15 protein-coding genes and 1 pseudogene are annotated in these 15,783 nt (G+C 42.0%); 9 read left to right on the top strand and 7 right to left on the bottom strand.

Features of this window, described 5'->3' with window-relative positions:
• Positions 1-218: 218 nt before the first annotated feature.
• Positions 219-656, top strand: coding sequence for a hypothetical protein (locus NI467_RS10010; RefSeq protein WP_253152708.1), 438 nt, complete (start codon positions 219-221; stop codon positions 654-656).
• Positions 657-716: 60 nt separating this feature from the next.
• Here the strand turns inward: NI467_RS10010 and NI467_RS10005 are convergent, their stop codons facing one another.
• From NI467_RS10005 to NI467_RS09995, 3 genes are all read right to left on the bottom strand, one after another.
• The gene (locus tag NI467_RS10005) at positions 717-1,817 is read right to left on the bottom strand and encodes a YheT family hydrolase (protein ID WP_253152706.1); all 1,101 of its coding nucleotides are present in this window, start codon (positions 1,815-1,817) and stop codon (positions 717-719) included.
• Positions 1,818-1,886: 69 nt separating this feature from the next.
• Positions 1,887-2,297: a nuclear transport factor 2 family protein gene (locus tag NI467_RS10000; protein WP_253152703.1), complete on the bottom strand. Its 411-nt coding sequence runs from the start codon at positions 2,295-2,297 to the stop codon at positions 1,887-1,889.
• A gap of 221 nt (positions 2,298-2,518) precedes the next feature.
• Positions 2,519-4,543, bottom strand: a complete 2,025-nt coding sequence (locus NI467_RS09995; protein ID WP_151207789.1) for an NADPH-dependent 2,4-dienoyl-CoA reductase — start codon at positions 4,541-4,543, stop codon at positions 2,519-2,521.
• A 164-nt stretch (positions 4,544-4,707) separates the two neighbouring features.
• Between NI467_RS09995 and NI467_RS09990 the strand changes: the two genes are divergently transcribed.
• The 4 genes and pseudogenes from NI467_RS09990 (at position 4,708) to NI467_RS09975 (ending at position 8,793) form a co-directional block, all read left to right on the top strand.
• Positions 4,708-5,241 carry a PadR family transcriptional regulator gene (locus tag NI467_RS09990; RefSeq protein ID WP_253152701.1) on the top strand — a complete coding sequence of 178 codons (534 nt, stop codon included), beginning with the start codon at positions 4,708-4,710 and terminating at the stop codon, positions 5,239-5,241.
• A 35-nt stretch (positions 5,242-5,276) separates the two neighbouring features.
• Positions 5,277-6,227, top strand: a complete 951-nt coding sequence (locus NI467_RS09985; RefSeq protein WP_253152699.1) for an alpha/beta fold hydrolase — start codon at positions 5,277-5,279, stop codon at positions 6,225-6,227.
• 15 nt (positions 6,228-6,242) lie between these two features.
• Positions 6,243-6,941: pseudogene (locus NI467_RS09980) on the top strand (Sir2 family NAD-dependent protein deacetylase).
• Positions 6,942-7,896: 955 nt separating this feature from the next.
• The gene (locus NI467_RS09975) at positions 7,897-8,793 is read left to right on the top strand and encodes a LysR substrate-binding domain-containing protein (RefSeq protein WP_253152769.1); all 897 of its coding nucleotides are present in this window, start codon (positions 7,897-7,899) and stop codon (positions 8,791-8,793) included.
• Positions 8,794-9,058: 265 nt separating this feature from the next.
• Here NI467_RS09975 and map read toward each other — a convergent pair whose 3' ends face one another.
• Positions 9,059-9,853 carry a type I methionyl aminopeptidase gene (map, locus tag NI467_RS09970; protein WP_151203230.1) on the bottom strand — a complete coding sequence of 265 codons (795 nt, stop codon included), beginning with the start codon at positions 9,851-9,853 and terminating at the stop codon, positions 9,059-9,061.
• A 346-nt stretch (positions 9,854-10,199) separates the two neighbouring features.
• Between map and brnQ the strand changes: the two genes are divergently transcribed.
• On the top strand, positions 10,200-11,486 hold the full coding sequence (gene brnQ, locus NI467_RS09965; protein ID WP_151207780.1) for a branched-chain amino acid transport system II carrier protein: 1,287 nt from the start codon (positions 10,200-10,202) through the stop codon (positions 11,484-11,486).
• A 597-nt stretch (positions 11,487-12,083) separates the two neighbouring features.
• Positions 12,084-12,299, top strand: coding sequence for a hypothetical protein (locus tag NI467_RS09960; RefSeq protein WP_151203232.1), 216 nt, complete (start codon positions 12,084-12,086; stop codon positions 12,297-12,299).
• Positions 12,300-12,400: 101 nt separating this feature from the next.
• Here the strand turns inward: NI467_RS09960 and NI467_RS09955 are convergent, their stop codons facing one another.
• Positions 12,401-12,859 carry a hypothetical protein gene (locus NI467_RS09955; protein WP_253152697.1) on the bottom strand — a complete coding sequence of 153 codons (459 nt, stop codon included), beginning with the start codon at positions 12,857-12,859 and terminating at the stop codon, positions 12,401-12,403.
• A 115-nt stretch (positions 12,860-12,974) separates the two neighbouring features.
• Here NI467_RS09955 and NI467_RS09950 point away from each other — a divergent pair, with 115 nt between their 5' ends.
• Both NI467_RS09950 and NI467_RS09945 read left to right on the top strand, forming a co-directional pair.
• On the top strand, positions 12,975-13,841 hold the full coding sequence (locus NI467_RS09950) for an alpha/beta fold hydrolase (protein WP_253152696.1): 867 nt from the start codon (positions 12,975-12,977) through the stop codon (positions 13,839-13,841).
• Positions 13,842-14,223: 382 nt separating this feature from the next.
• The gene (locus tag NI467_RS09945) at positions 14,224-14,709 is read left to right on the top strand and encodes an Lrp/AsnC family transcriptional regulator (protein WP_151203235.1); all 486 of its coding nucleotides are present in this window, start codon (positions 14,224-14,226) and stop codon (positions 14,707-14,709) included.
• Positions 14,710-14,858: 149 nt separating this feature from the next.
• Here the strand turns inward: NI467_RS09945 and NI467_RS09940 are convergent, their stop codons facing one another.
• Both NI467_RS09940 and NI467_RS09935 read right to left on the bottom strand, forming a co-directional pair.
• A complete protein-coding gene (locus NI467_RS09940; RefSeq protein WP_253152694.1) occupies positions 14,859-15,080 on the bottom strand; it encodes a hypothetical protein in 222 nt (73 codons plus the stop codon).
• A gap of 134 nt (positions 15,081-15,214) precedes the next feature.
• Positions 15,215-15,709, bottom strand: a complete 495-nt coding sequence (locus NI467_RS09935) for a hypothetical protein (protein WP_253152693.1) — start codon at positions 15,707-15,709, stop codon at positions 15,215-15,217.
• Positions 15,710-15,783: the final 74 nt, after the last annotated feature.

The following is a 15,783-nucleotide window of genomic DNA, read 5'->3' as shown; positions in this document are numbered from 1 at the left end:
TCGTACAATCGAGCCTAAATCGGCCTGCAATGTTGCGCAATTTTACTTTACTCTGTACCAATAAAGCAAAGTCAATCCGCATCAATTCATAGAACAATAAACAATTGATTATTTTAACAGCAATTCAAATAAAAAATTACCGTAAGTTCATATGATTTTTATCTGGTATTTTGCTGCTATAATAGTGCAATTCTCTCCACCCTTTTCTGTTTGATGTAATGATGATGAAGAAACTTTTAATCTGTACCGCAATCCTGACAGGTCTTACATTGACCGCCTGTGTAAAAAAAGAAGCTCCGAAAGAAGAAGAACAAGTTGAAGTTACTCCAGCATCAGAAGTTACAACCTCTGAGCCGGCTCAGTTTGAACCACTTGAGCCTGTGGTAGAAGAACCCGCAGTTGAAGAAATTCCACCAGCTGTTGAAGTTCACCGTGAGGAAACTGAAAATACAACCACCGAAATCCGTCGTGAGATCAAACAGCCTGCGCCTGTTGAATCTGCTCCCGCTGCACCTGCAGAGAAACAAGCAGAACCGGCTCCAGCTCCAGAGCGCGCTCCTGTGGCAACACCAAAGTCTGGCTCAGAGACCAGCAAGTCTGAAGATGATGCGGTAGCAGATGCGATTGCTGCGGCAATGCCAGCACTTGAAAATTAATCGGGATTGACTGATTTTAAAAAAACCCAGTGAAAACTGGGTTTTTTTATGGTTTAAGCATCAGGCGGGTGCTTTAGATAATTGCAGCAGATAATCCGCCATTAAACGGGTTGCCCAAGAGTCGGTCTGCATTAAGCCTTGATAAAACCCGCAATGACTGCCTTTACGTGTGGTGACCACCACAATATTTGGCATTGCCTGAATGACTTCTTTATAAGGTTCCAGATTCTGGATATGACAGACCGGATCATCTTCAGCATTCAAAATCATTAAGGGAATTTTAATATTTTCAAAAACATAAATTGGATTTGTGGCTTTGCTATAACTTTCATAATCCTCAAATCCAGCCAGACGATAATACATTTTTTCAAATTCAGACAGGTCTTTTACCTCAAGCAGTTGCTTCCAGGTCGGATATACCTGCCAGATTTTCTGATAAGGTTGAATAAAGCGCTTAATCAGTTTTTTCGCCATCACTTTACTATAAAACGGATGTACATACGCAAATCCGGTTTCAGTGTTATAGCCTGGGCATAGAGCAAACGCAGCTTTGAGTGGCGTTTGCTCTCCTTCTTCTCCCAGATAACGCACCAATAAGCCGGTACCTGCCGAAGAGCCAACACCATACAGCTCAGATTTCGGAAATTTATCCTGAATATAAAGCAACTGTTCACGTAAATCCTGAGTAGAACCAAACAGGTTCATTTTAGGCACTGGCATCGGCAAGTCCGCATGCCCGCGACGTAAACACAGCGCCACGCGCCAGCCGGTATATTGATGCAAGTCACGTACCAGCTCCCGCATGGACTCAGGAGAGCCTGTAATGGTGTGGAGCAGAACAATAGTGGGCGTTGTTGGCGGCAATTTGAGTCCATACCAGGCAATGCCCGTAATGCCACCATCTGACATGGTCAATTGCTCAAGCACATCATATTGCAGCTTGATAGTTCGTTTTTTAATCAGGTCTAAATATAAAATATGCGCATGTGCATTGGATAACCAGGGTGTCGGACGGTATTTTTGTTTCAATAAGGGTAAGCGTTCAACAACACCCGAGAACACCCCATTGGGGTTATAATACAAGGTAGGAAGATCTGCGCCGCTAAAACGATCCAAATATTCACTTGAAAGCTGGCCCAGTTTTTTAAGCAATATTTTCATCTGTCTTCCCCTTCTAGTTTTACTATCAGTTGCTACAAACTTTATGTCGACTTGAGTCAATGCCAGAAATTAAGTATTAGCCTGAAAAGCCAGAATCCGCTGGCCCATCTCTAAGGCTAAAGCTTCAAGTCCAGATTTTGGTCGGATCATCACTTCAAAATCAATAATCTTCCCTTCATCATTGAACTGAATCATGTCGATTCCTTTAAGTTTTTTATCGCCGACATTGGCTGAAAACTCAAGTACAACATTGTTACCATCCTCACTGAGAAACTCTCGATGATAGCGAAAGTTTTCAAAGACCTGTATGACGTTGGTCAAAATAAAAAACACCACCTGCTTGCCGGAATAAGGTGTAAATGCCATAGGTGAGCGAAATACCACCTCCTCTGCAAGCAGTTCATTCAAGATTGACATATCGCGGCTTTCTAACATTTCATGCCAACGCGTAATAGATTTTTTTATATGTCCAGTGCCCATTTTGGCTTCCTTTTTTGTTATTGAAAAATTAGGCTTCCTCTACCTGAAGGAAAAAGAGCTCATACTTCCTTCTATCCAGTGCCTCTTTCCTTTCAAGAGAGGATTCAGGGAGAGAATTGTTTCCAGCCCCATCCCTGAATATTAGCTAAGGCCCCCTCCCAACTGCTTATTGGTAAAAGGGGGGAGGATTTCTTGCCCTTTAAAAGAGGGCTGGAAGGCAATTAAATCGCCGCAGCCAGTTCGGCACCCTGACGGATAGCACGCTTGGCATCCAGTTCACCAGCCTCTTTGGCTCCTCCAATCAGATGCACATTTTTGCCTGCAGCTTTCAGTTCATCAAACATAGCTGTATATGATTCCTGACCTGCACAAATTACCACATGATCCACTTCCAGCAGCATAGGTTTGTCATTGACCGTGATATGCAGTCCCTGATCATCAATCTGGTTATAACTGGCGCCCGCGATCATTTTTACATCACGATGTTTTAAGCCGGTGCGGTGAATCCAGCCGGTAGTTTTACCCAGACCTGCACCAACTGAAACGGCTTTACGCTGTAATAAATAAATATCACGATTTGATTTTTCCAGTTCTGGCGCTTTCAGGCCGCCTACCTGGTTATATTCGGTATCAATCCCCCATTCATCATAGAATTTTTGCGGGTTAACACTGCCGCTTTCACCTTCGTGACTCAAGTATTCTGCGGTATCGAAGCCAATTCCTCCGGCACCGATAATCGCGACCCGCTGACCTACCGGCTTACGCTCTTTCAGCACGTCCAGATAAGACAGTACTTTAGGATGGTCAATACCCGGAATTGACAACTGGCGTGGTGTTACTCCAGTTGCCACTACAATGTCATCAAAACTTGAGCTGACAAGCTCTTCAAAACTGGCGCTATGATTCAGCTTTAATTTAATACGCGGCTGAAGTTCAATCTGACGTTTGAAATAACGTAAGGTTTCATAGAATTCTTCTTTGCCCGGAATGGTTTTGGCTATATTAAACTGTCCACCAATCTGCGCCGCCGCCTCAAATATGGTCACGTTATGCCCACGATTGGCAGCATAGACTGCGAAACTCAGACCGGCCGGGCCAGCGCCAATTACGGCAATATTTTTTGCATCATTGACTTCTTTAAAAATTAATTCAGTTTCATAGCAAGCTCGCGGATTGACCAGACAGGTGGCAACCTTCATCGAGAAAATATGGTCCAGACAAGCCTGATTACAGCCGATACAGGTATTAATTTCATCACTGCGCCCCTGCTCAGCCTTGAGGACAAACTCAGAGTCAGCCAGCATCGGACGTGCCATAGAAATCATGTCGGCATCACCCGAGGCCAGTACATATTCAGCCATTTCAGGCGTATTGATCCGGTTAGAGGTGATCAGCGGAATATTAACCAGACCTTTCAGCTTGCGCGTTACCCAAGTAAAGGCTGCTCTTGGCACTTTGGTGGCAATCGTCGGGATACGTGCTTCATGCCAGCCAATTCCGGTATTGATAATCGTTGCACCAGCTTTTTCAATTTCTTTTGCCAGCTGAACCACTTCTTCCAGCGTTGAGCCACCCTCGACCAGGTCCAGCATAGAAAGACGATAAATAATAATAAAGTTCTCACCGACTTTTTCACGGGTACGGCGAACAATCTCGATCGGGAAACGAATGCGGTTTTCATAGCTCCCCCCCCACTCATCATCACGGTGATTGGTACGTGCCGCAATAAACTCATTGATCAGATAGCCTTCTGAACCCATGATTTCTACGCCATCATAACCGGCATACTGAGCCAGTCCGGCGCAGTTAGTAAAATCATCAATGGTTTGCTGCACTTCTGCAGAAGTTAAAGCATGCGGTTTTACCGGATTAATAGGGGCCTGAATAGGTGACGGTGCTACATTTTCAGCCTGGTAGGAATAACGCCCGGTATGCAGAATCTGCATGGCAATCTTACCTCCCGCCTCATGGACGGCCCGGGTAATCACTTTATGCTTTTCTGCTTCTTCAATTGTGTCGAGCTTTGAGCCACCTTGAAAGGTCACACCATGATCATTGGGGGAAATCCCGCCTGTAACGATTAAAGCCACACCACCTTTGGCACGCTCCGCATAAAAGGCTGCCATCCGCTCATAGCCACCTGGTACTTCTTCAAGACCTACGTGCATTGACCCCATCAATACCCGGTTTTTTAAAGTGGTAAAGCCCAAATCCAGTGGGGCAAGTAAGTTGGGATATTTAGACATTTCTACTCCTGAGCGTGCGTTTATGCTGGCTATTGTTTTACAAGCTGACCATTTTCTCCCTCAACCATCAGCTTTAATGCAACTTGTTGCACTATTTTATATGTCAGAATTGATTTTTATGCAACATGTTGCATAATAATCCTGAGTCATTTTTTGAGACGTCTATGTCTTTAGCCCACGTTCTGCTGACCAGCCTGATTGAAAAACCCAGTACCGGTATTGAACTGGCACGCCGTTTTGACCGTTCCATGGGATTTTTCTGGAATGCCACCCATCAGCAAATTTATCGTGAATTAAATGCCATGTTAGGCAAAGGCTGGATTTCCACCCTGAAAGAAGAAAATGCCCAGTCACGTAAAAAAACCTATCAGGTCGAGCGTCTGGGCCGTAAAGAGCTGACCAGCTGGATGCTTGAGCAAAGTCCGCCAGCACAATTGCGTGAAGAATTAATGGTACGTTTACGGGCCGAAGCGCAGCTTGGAGGCAATAGCACCTTGCCTGAACTGGAACGCCACCTGAAACTGCATAAAGAAAAATTAAAGACCTATCAGCAGATTTTTGCCAAGGATTTTGCCCAGGCCGATGAAAATGACCGTACCTTGTATATTCACAAAATGATTCTGCAACTGGGTATTGATCAAGAAACGGGCTGGATTCACTGGTTAGAACAGCTCATTCCGCGTCTCAAACAATTTTAAGGTAATTACAATAAAATACACCCTGGAGTATAGCCATGCCTTTTTATACCATGCCCGATGCTGAACAACTGTTTGTCCGCGAATACGGTCAGGGACAACCGGTGCTGGTATTATCCGGTCTGGGCATGCTGAGCTGGCAATGGGCTGCTTTTCTCTATCCGCATCGAAAAAATTTCCGTTTTATTATTCCTGAATGGCGTGGCTTTGGCGCATCCGGCAACTGCAAAATCCCGTCCGATCTGGATGCCATTTCCAGTCACTGGCAAGATGTACGTTCGGTTCTAGCCCAGTTAAATCTGGACAAACTCATGGTAATTGCTTATTCCATGGGTGCCACGACGGCGATGCATGGCCTGCATTATGATCACTTTGCCCAACATATTTCCGCCTATTTACATATTGATCAGTCCCCTAAAATATCGGTAGACGATGCTTGGGCATTTGGACTTTTTGGTTCGCGCCATCAAGAATTTATCGGGATTTTGCAGGAGATTTCCCTGCTTCTGGCTCAGCATGTCCATCTTGGCTCCATCCGGAAGCTGGAAAGCTCAGTACGTGCAGCGCTGGCTGCTCTATGGCTACGCTTTATACAGCTGCAAAATGAACATAAGCTCAGCTTAAAATCCTGTGAATTTATTCTGAATCAGCCGCGTTTGCAGGGTCTACTGCTTCCCACTCAGCGCATAGACTATATGCTGTGGTATATCAACAACTATCTATATCACCGGGAAGACTACCGCGCAGCTCTTAGCCAACTCTCTTGTCCAGTAACCTTCTTTAGCGGCGTTCAGTCCAGACTCTATCCCTTTGAAGGTCAACGTTTGATTGCAGAAAGCCTGCCACAGGCCAAACAGGTACTATTTAACAAATCTGGTCATGCTCCTTTATTGACTGAACCGGTCAAATTTGCCAAAGAACTGTCCAGATTTCTGAAAGAACATTACCCAGCACCCTCGACAGTAAACTCGTTCGGAACAGCAATTTAACCCAAGAGAATGGCGATGAAAAAACTAGTGGTCTTCTCCGGTGCAGGCATAAGCGCCGAAAGCGGAATTAATACTTTTCGTGACAGTGATGGGCTTTGGGAACAATATCGCATTGAAGAGGTCGCCACCCCTGAGGCCTGGGCTAAAAATCCAGAGTTGGTACAACGTTTTTATAATGCACGGCGTAAAAATATTCTGGAGGCACAGCCCAATATTGCCCACCAGCACATTGCGCGCTTAGAAAAAAATTATGATGTCTACGTCATCACCCAGAATATTGATGACTGACATGAACGTGCGGGCAGCTCCAAAGTCATCCATTTACATGGCAACATCCGGCTGGCCAAAAGCTCTGGTCCGGACGCAGAAAATACCCGGGAATTCTATTCCGTGGAAGGCGCCGAGCTGGATCTGAACAAGCATTTTTGCAGGCAAGGTTATCCATTACGCCCCCATGTGGTCTGGTTTGGCGAAGCGGTGCCGGCTTATACAGATGCCCAGCTGTGTGTCGCAGATGCAGATATTTTTATCGTGATTGGTACCAGCTTACAGGTCTACCCAGTGGCCGGGTTAATTCATGACATTTCTGCCAGTTGCACTGCCTACTATATTGATCCCAAAGCAGAGCAACAGCATCTTCCTGCCCAGTTTCAGAAAATTGCCAAGACGGCAACCGAAGGCCTGTCGATTTTAGTGAAGCAGTTGCAGTCCTGAACATCAAACGGTACATAGTTGGTTATTGATATAATCATCAAAACAGTCTCTTAGTTTTTAACCCGCCGTTATTAGCTTATATTCCGACCCAACTTATGGCATTTTTGGATAAATATTTTTTAGATGCAGGTTCGATAACAAGCTCTTTTTATATAGCAAACAATATGTTAAACAATTAATTATTTAAAAAATTTTAGTTATATTCTGCTACACCCAACTACATTTATAAGCATCAATAAGGATAAATGTATCATCCCGTTTTTATGATACATGTGGCTTATCTAAGAGTGATAAATGAAAAATTAGTGGTAGTTGCTTATACGGAACGGTTAAATTCTTCATCAATAAAAACAGTTATATGAGGTATCTCTGTCATTGCAGCTGATGTCGTAAAGAGGGGTACTGGAGCAGATTCATCTACTTTGCTGAATGAAAGATTATTTGATTGGATTTCTGGTATAGATTCTATTGGAATATTTAGACAAGACTCAGGTTTTACTTCTTGCTTTTGTACAAGCTATGGTTCTCCAATTCCTAAAAAGTTAGAAATAACTCGTTCATATGGATTCCACTTGGATGATTAAAAGAAATGCCAGTAATTAAGAAAAGATGGGCCTTCTGTCTTCATTTAAAGAGTAATTAGTCATCTGGAATACAGTTAGATCAGACCTCCTTAGAGTGACCCAGTTGGAATGGGCTAGCAGTTTATTTTGATTAATCTAATTTAATAGTTTCTAAAATGAACCCAATACCCTCTATAAAAGCCCTTTAAGAACAAGAGGATTAATATTTTCAAAAAACCTATTCATGCCGAATGGGCTTTTCCTATGAGCAACGATGAATCGCGTCATGTTGAATAATTGCCTTTGTCCAAATTTTTTAATCAGCTGCAATTGACACTATGCAACAATCAGACTTTAATCAGCATATTGTTGCATATATGGAATCAAAGAAAATGCTGACGGATCTGGATGACTTTTATTGCTTTGCCCAAGTGGTCGAATATGGCGGCTTCAGTGCTGCTGAACGTGCTACGAATATTCCCAAGTCCAAACTAAGTCGACGCGTTTATAATCTGGAAGAACGTTTGGGCGTCCGTCTGATTCAACGTAGTTCACGCCATTTTGCCGTGACCGACATCGGCATGAATATCTACCGGCATGCCCAGGTCATGCTAAATGCCGCTCAGGCTGCGCACGACCTAGTGGATCATTTAAGTACCGAACCACGTGGCGTAATTAAAGTCAGTCTGCCAGTTTCAATGGCTCAAAATGAAATGGCTAAAATCCTTCCAGACTTTCTTAAAAAATATCCAGAAATCAAGATTCAGATGCTGGTGACCAATCGTCGTGTCGATATTATCAATGAAGGATTTGATCTGGCCTTAAGGGTTCGATCCAGTCTGAATGATGATCCAAATCTGGTGATTCGCCAGCTTGCTAAACTGGAGCAGCATCTGTTTGCAAGTCAAGGCTATCTAAATCAATTCGGTGATCTTAAAAGCCCTGAGCAACTGGCCGACCACAAAATTCTCAGTATGGTTGAAGAACACAGTGAGCAATTTCTGGTCTTGCAAAATGGCCAGCAGCAAAAGAAAATCCAGGTTAGCCCAACCGTATGTGGTTCAGATCTGAACATGTTGACCCAACTGGCCGCCTCGGGATGTGGCGTGGCCTTATTGCCGGATCACGTCGTCGAACACTACCTACAACGTGGTGAGCTGATACAGATCTTACCTGAATGGAAAGCAGCCCACGGGATTTCCCATGTGGTTTATCCATCACGTCGCGGCCTGTTGCCTGCAGTACGGGTATTTATTGACTATCTGGTAGAGCAGCTACAACAGGATTAAAGTTGAGATAAAGAGACTTTGAAAGAATTTTCGCTCACATAAAAAAAGCTCATTTTCATTAGAAAATGAGCTGGAAACTACAGGACAGCACTTGAGTGAAAAGAGGAAACATCTAGGCTAAACAAGATGAATATAAGCTCTGTCAAAGCTCGAAACCACTTCTTGCTGTAGTCTTTTGTAGGCTTTCGTCCACAGAATACCGGCTAATGTAAGTTATGTGAGCCGGTGTAATGGGTTACTGTATTTTCATTGGCTATAGCAGAATTTAAATTTCCGGATATTCCCCAGTGCCTTCAGGCCATGGCGATAACAGTTCAAAGCCTGTTTCAGTCACAGCAACCATATGTTCCCATTGCGCAGACCAGGATTTGTCTGCGGTGACTACCGTCCAGCCATCTTTAAGTTCTTTGACTCGTGCTTTGCCCATATTCACCATCGGCTCAATCGTAAAGACCATACCCGGCACCAGCTTAATGCCCTGCCCCGGTTGTCCATAATGGAGAATATTCGGCTGTTCATGATACACCTTGCCAATTCCATGACCACAATATTCTCTGACGATGCTATACCCCTCCCGTGTTGCCACAGTCTGAATGGCATAGCCAATATCGCCCAGTGTTGCCCCCGGTTTCACGGCATGAATACCGGCCACCATCGCCTCATAAGTCGTATTAACCAGACGCTTCGCTTCAGCTGATGGCGTACCGACATAATACATACGGCTGGTATCACCAAAATAACCATCTTTAATAATAGCGACATCAATATTAATAATATCGCCATCTTGCAAGATGGTTTTGGCAGAAGGAATACCATGACACACCACTTCATTTGGAGAAATACAGGTGGTTTTGGTATAGCCATAATAGCCAATATTGGCAGGTGTCACTTTCAAAGTATTGACAATAAAATCATGGCACAGATCATCCAGATATTCAGTGCTCACCCCTGCTTTCACGTGCGCTCCAATCATCGCCAGAACCTGCGCGGCCAAGCGCCCGGATATGCGCAGTTTTTCAATATCCTGCTCGGTTTTAAGACTAATGGCTGGCGCTCGCATCAATTTATCCTCAATCTGAATCACCCAATTATAGTCCTTTTTAGCTGAGAATGCCGAGGTTCTTGGGCTAGACAGGCATTTAACGCTAGGCAAAACAATTTTTTAATGCTGACTATTTATACAAACAATAAAGTTTTCAATTTATTGTAAATTCTGAATAATTTGTCAGAAAAATATAGATTTTACTTTTCTTTAAAAATATCAATAACATATCTCCACCAAATTTAGAATATCTGTTGACTCACTTAGCAAGAGCAATACGATCAGCGCCTTTCCAGCTAAAATAAACTCCAAAAACCCGTACAGATATTCTAAAATCTATTTTTCATTTTACTACTCTCCCTTTATGACAAGTCTCCGTACTCGGGATATTGTTGCCTTGGGTTTTATGACCTTTGCACTATTTATTGGTGCAGGTAACATTATCTTTCCACCGATTGTGGCGCAACAGGCCGGTGAACACGTATGGTTAGCTGCTTTCGGTTTTCTGATTACTGCTGTCGGCTTACCAGTTATCACCATTGTTGCATTATCTCGTGTTGAAGGTTCTATCCAGATTTTAAGCTCGCCTTTGGGCAAAGCCGCCAGTATTTTGCTGACTGTGATCTGTTATCTGGCCGTCGGTCCTTTATTTGCAACTCCGCGTACCGCCACCGTTTCTTATGAAATCGGGTTTTCTTCCTATTTCGGCAATGAATCCAGTAGCCTACTAATTTATAGCAGTATCTATTTTGCTGTCGTGATGCTCGTTTCTCTGTATCCGAACAAGATTCTGGATACTGTCGGCTATTTCCTCTCTCCGCTTAAGATTATTTCCCTGATTATCTTAGGAGTGGCCGCTGTCATGATTCCGGCCCAGGCACCACCTGCACCGATCAACAGCTATATTGACAGCCCGGTTTCTGAAGGGATTGTGAATGGTTATCTGACCATGGACACCTTGGGTGCTCTGGTTTTCGGTATTGTGATTGTAAAAGCAATTACATCACGTGGCGTAACGGACAAGAAGCTGATTACCAAATATGCAGTGAATGCTGCGATTATTTCGGGGATCGGTTTAACTCTGGTTTATCTGAGCCTGTTTAAACTGGGTCTGGGTAGTCATGAAGTTGCTCCAAATGCGGCCAATGGGGCGGTTATTCTGCATGCATATGTGCAATATGCCTTTGGTGACATGGGCGCGTACTTCCTGTCCGGCATGATTTTTATTGCCTGTATGGTGACTGCAATCGGCCTGACCTGTGCCTGTGCAGAGTACTTCTCCAGCCTGACCAAAATTCCATATAAAGTTCTTGTCCTGATCCTGATTGGTTTTTCGCTGCTGATATCTAACCTCGGTTTAACCAAACTGATTGCCGTTTCAGTCCCGGTATTAAGTGCGATCTATCCACCTGCCATTACAGTTATTATGCTGAGCTTCTTGACAGGCTTCTTTAAGAAACCATCGCATGTCATTGCTCCAGTGACCTTGGTTGCCTTGATCTTTGGTATCTTTGATGGCTTAAAAGTTGCCGGTTTCAGTTTACCTGCTAGCTTAGAGAGCTTGCCACTTTCTGAACAAAATATGGCCTGGTTTATCCCCTCCATGATTGTTCTACTGATTGCAGCTGTGATTGACCGTATTAGAAACTAATCCTTCTAGCATGTTGAGGTCATAAAAAAACGAATTTTTACCCAAAATCCGTTTTTTAGCGTGATCAATAATTGTCAGGTTTTACCCAAACGGACATTTATTGTTTACACCCTGCAAAGCCCTGTTAGCGCACATAAGTCAAAAATTGATATAAAAATAGCAAAAAACGATTTTTTTTACTGGATAGCTTGGCACAATAAGATTTATAATCTGGCTCAAATAAAAATATATTTATGCATTCTAAATACTTAAGGTTTTTGACTTAAACCAAAAGCACCTTCTACTCATACAAACACTTACACAAAATTGATTATTTCTCCATCATTTCAGCGTAAAATTTTTCTCTTTCACCTAAGATGAATCTAAAAAGTTGCAAACTTTTGCAATTGACCGTTCTGGCCTTTGGCATGCAACTATAATTCATTTTAAATCAATTGTTTATGCAGATACTTGACTAAAGTCAAGCTTTTTCACTGTGAAAGCTTTCTGGAACAGTTGCAAAAGCTGAAATTAAACAGTACAACTGTATATTCAATTCTGACTAAGTTACTCTATTTTAGTCATTTAATAAGACCAATAACTATAGGAGAAATGGAGATGTTATCAGTACATTTCAACAAGCAAGTCTTCATTGATGCTCTTAAAACCAATACCGACTTGGTGACCTTTTTAAGCACTAGCATCGCGCTCATGCTGACTTTATTTGTTCATTGTTTAATTCAAGGCAATTTAAAACTTGAATATTTCGGTTATGCGATGATTGTCTCGATGGTCTTTTTCCTCTGGGCCCTCGTTGACCAGAAATACCGCTAATCACTTCCTCAATTTTTAGATTGCCCCAGATGGATGAGCTGCCCCCTCATCCATCTGGACAGAAAAAATCATAACGCATCCAAAATAATAAAAGATAGAACCTAAAATAACCCTAAAACTGCACCATACAGCAAGATTCCTGTCCCTCCCACTTCTACAATAATTAGTCCTAGCATCGCGACTGTCATCAAAATATCAGGGAAATTCCACCTGCCCAATTGATGCGGTGTCTTAAACTGATTCGTGGTATCTCTCAAATAGCCGTGCAGAATATAAGCTCCGATTGAAAAGCTGAAAAAGACTATATTCACGATGACACAGATCAAGTTAAGCGCTGCGGAAAATGCCGATACATAAGCGAGTACCGCCAAAATCAAGGATGCAGGTGCATAGAGCAAACTACTGCGATGTGCAATATCAACATAATAATGCGCCCGAGATTGTGCAGAGTTCCGGATCTGCCAATATTTCCACACGCCGGTCAGCATGCCCACCCATAAGAAAATTCCACTAAAAATGATGGCAATTTTGACTGCCAGATCAAGTGCTGCTACTTCCATAGTTTTATTCCCTGTCGTCATCCTACTGACTTTTTAGTCATTATTTGAGCGAGTTTCTTTTTAGAACTGATGTACATTAAATCAATCATTCTGATTTAAAAATATAGTGTAGCTTATGTCTAAATTTGAAACATTGACCCTAAACTGCCAAGATGGCTACCAATTAAGCGCATGTTTTTATGAAGCATCTGCATCCAAACAACAACCCTATCCCATTTTAATCTGTCCAGCGACGGGAATTACCAAACAGTTTTATCATCGTTTTAGCTGCTGGCTACAGGCACAAGGCTATGCCGTCTTGGTCTTTGACTTTCGGGGAATTGGTCAATCTTTATATGGACCTTTAAAACAGTCGACAGCCAGCATCGTGCAGTGGGGACAGCAGGATATTCCTGCGGCAATTGATGCTCTTTTAGATAAAACTAAGGCTGAACGGCTCATCTTGCTGGGTCATAGTGCAGGTGGACAGCTACTCGGCCTTGTGCCAAACCATGCAAAAGTGGCTAAGGTAATTGCCATTTCTGGCTCCACCGGCCATATCAAAGGCTTAAAAGGCCGAACCAAATTACTGGCACCTCTCATGTTTGATGTGATTTTTCCCTTATCACGCTTCACTCTTGGCTATGGACCCACCCGTGCCATTGGGATGGGAGAAAACCTGCCCAAAGATGTAGCACGTGAATGGGCACAATTTTGCAGCAAGCCAGGTTATGTAATCAATGCCATCGGTAAAACCGTGACCCGACAGCAGGATTATCATGTACAAATTGAGTGTCCTATTACGGCCATCTGGTCTACAGATGATGAAATTGCCACCGAAGCCAATGTCAAAGACTTGTTACGCCTGTATCCAAATGCTGCAACAAAAGCCATTGAGTTGAATCCTTCCACTCTAGGACACAAGGCGATTGGGCATATGTCAATGTTCAAATCTTCACATGAAAACTTATGGCCTATTATTGAAAAAGAAATTGCAGCTTAGGCTATTTTTAGCTCAACAATTCAAGTAAGCCTCGGCCCTTTAATAGAGGCTCGACTTTAAACTGTTCGAATGGTCTACTACAAAGCCAAAACTTTAAAGTAGACCCTCTTTTTTATATCCTGCTATTTTAGGCAAGTACTGTTTGAGAGAATCACTTCAAGATTAACCATGACATCTGATTTGTTAAATAAGATAAAAGCTGCATTTACTATTGCTGTCAGTAAGCCTCAATGCAAAGTGGTATTTTTCAATTTTTTGGTATGATCTTTTTTAAGCTTGACTACTTTTAGTGCAAGCGCACATTGATATACACAATGTATGTTCACTCCCTGGTTATCAATGGTATAACTTATTTCTATGTTTTAATTTGCTTTCTTTCAACATGACTGATAATGACTACGTATTGGATCGCATTGATCGCAAAATTCTTCGAGAACTTCGCAAGGATGGTCGCCTAAGTGTGACCGAACTGGCGGAGAAAGTAAGCCTGTCCACATCTCCCTGCTGGACGCGCTTAAAACGCCTGGAAAATAATAATATTATTGAGGGTTATACTGCCAATATTAATGCCAAAGCCTTAGGGATTAATGAGCTATTCTTTATTGAAATCACGCTTGAACGTCATGATGATGAAATTTTAAATGAGTTCAGTGAAGCCTTGGCCAATATGCCTGAAGTGGTGGAAGCTCATCTGGTCACGGGTGATTATGATTATCTGGTCAAAGTCGCAGTGAAAAACTCTGAACACTACGAACGTTTTTTGCGTAAAAACCTATATTCCATGAAGGGAATTCGTCACACACGTTCGATTTTTGCCCTGCGTCCTTTAAAGCTGGCCAATAATACGGATTTGTTGATGATTGAATAATCTGAAAAGAAGGATCAGTTATCTCACACAAGCAGATCTATTTATGTTTTAATACGCTCAGTATGAGATGAGCCTTATATGAGTATAACGTGAGTTATACGACTAGCCCCTAACCATGGGGCTTTTTAATATCTGTCATTTAAGAAGAATCACTCAGCCTCAATATCATATACCCAGTTTTTCGCTTGTTGGTCTGTGATAGTTTCACAGACATAATAATTGTGATCCCATGCGTCTTGATGGAAAATTTCTTTTTTATGGTAAGTTACTTGTTTACCATTTTCGACGCAGACAAAACTGTCACCTTGCTCTTTGACTTGAGTTCCGTTAAGGAAGCCGCCAATACAGAGGAAGCGGGATTGTTTGGGCATTGCTATAACAACTTTTAAACCATTTTTCAATATGAGAATTAAACGATTTATTAAAATGACTGTAAAGCTTGTTCTTCAACATACCTATAGAAAAAAAATTAGCCTAATGACATTCATTATAACAACATAATTATCTATTCATCATTACGCAATTCAGCACATTCAAAAATATTGAAATTTTGCCAAAATAATTCGAATCGAACACCCATCTTATTTAATTTTTTACACCACTCAATTTCTAAATCGCTTGGTTTTCTATTTAGCACGATATTTAAATAATTAAATTTTTTTCTATTAGGATAATAATTATACTCTAATAGCTGACCTAAAGCCTCCCTAATACTATGTCTCACATAAGGTGTATTAACTACTTTTAATTCAAACATATAGGTACTATCATCTCGTTTTGCGGTCAAGTCAATAGCATTTTTTTCTTGTTCAATATCAATAAAACCCTTATCCAAAAGGTATTTTTTTAAATCATTAGATAATTTGTTATGTAATGGTTTAATTAATTTTTCATCATTATTAGCACTTCTAATATATGATATTTCATTAAGATTTCTATCATCGTCTAAAGCTAAATTAGCTAGACTTAAATCATCAAAAATACTAGGGCGTGTCCTCATTTGGCTTTACACCAAATAAACATGCAAGCAATGTAAATCATAGACTGATAATTTCGTGCAAGCTTATCAAATCG

Origin of the sequence: Acinetobacter sp. S4397-1, from assembly GCF_024129285.1 — a bacterium.
Lineage (GTDB): Bacteria > Pseudomonadota > Gammaproteobacteria > Pseudomonadales > Moraxellaceae > Acinetobacter > Acinetobacter lwoffii_C.
This window is presented reverse-complemented; position numbering and strand designations above follow the sequence as displayed.

Coding starts and splice junctions, on each gene's coding strand:
- NI467_RS09945 (WP_151203235.1), top strand. CDS start 14,224: ATGACTGATAATGACTACGTATTGGATCGCATTGATCGCAAAATTCTT.
- brnQ (WP_151207780.1), top strand. CDS start 10,200: ATGACAAGTCTCCGTACTCGGGATATTGTTGCCTTGGGTTTTATGACC.
- NI467_RS09960 (WP_151203232.1), top strand. CDS start 12,084: ATGTTATCAGTACATTTCAACAAGCAAGTCTTCATTGATGCTCTTAAA.
- NI467_RS10010 (WP_253152708.1), top strand. CDS start 219: ATGATGATGAAGAAACTTTTAATCTGTACCGCAATCCTGACAGGTCTT.
- NI467_RS10000 (WP_253152703.1), bottom strand. CDS start 2,297: ATGGGCACTGGACATATAAAAAAATCTATTACGCGTTGGCATGAAATG.
- NI467_RS10005 (WP_253152706.1), bottom strand. CDS start 1,817: ATGAAAATATTGCTTAAAAAACTGGGCCAGCTTTCAAGTGAATATTTG.
- NI467_RS09935 (WP_253152693.1), bottom strand. CDS start 15,709: ATGAGGACACGCCCTAGTATTTTTGATGATTTAAGTCTAGCTAATTTA.
- NI467_RS09950 (WP_253152696.1), top strand. CDS start 12,975: ATGTCTAAATTTGAAACATTGACCCTAAACTGCCAAGATGGCTACCAA.
- NI467_RS09975 (WP_253152769.1), top strand. CDS start 7,897: ATGCTGACGGATCTGGATGACTTTTATTGCTTTGCCCAAGTGGTCGAA.
- NI467_RS09955 (WP_253152697.1), bottom strand. CDS start 12,859: ATGGAAGTAGCAGCACTTGATCTGGCAGTCAAAATTGCCATCATTTTT.
- NI467_RS09985 (WP_253152699.1), top strand. CDS start 5,277: ATGCCTTTTTATACCATGCCCGATGCTGAACAACTGTTTGTCCGCGAA.
- map (WP_151203230.1), bottom strand. CDS start 9,853: ATGCGAGCGCCAGCCATTAGTCTTAAAACCGAGCAGGATATTGAAAAA.
- NI467_RS09995 (WP_151207789.1), bottom strand. CDS start 4,543: ATGTCTAAATATCCCAACTTACTTGCCCCACTGGATTTGGGCTTTACC.
- NI467_RS09940 (WP_253152694.1), bottom strand. CDS start 15,080: ATGCCCAAACAATCCCGCTTCCTCTGTATTGGCGGCTTCCTTAACGGA.
- NI467_RS09990 (WP_253152701.1), top strand. CDS start 4,708: ATGTCTTTAGCCCACGTTCTGCTGACCAGCCTGATTGAAAAACCCAGT.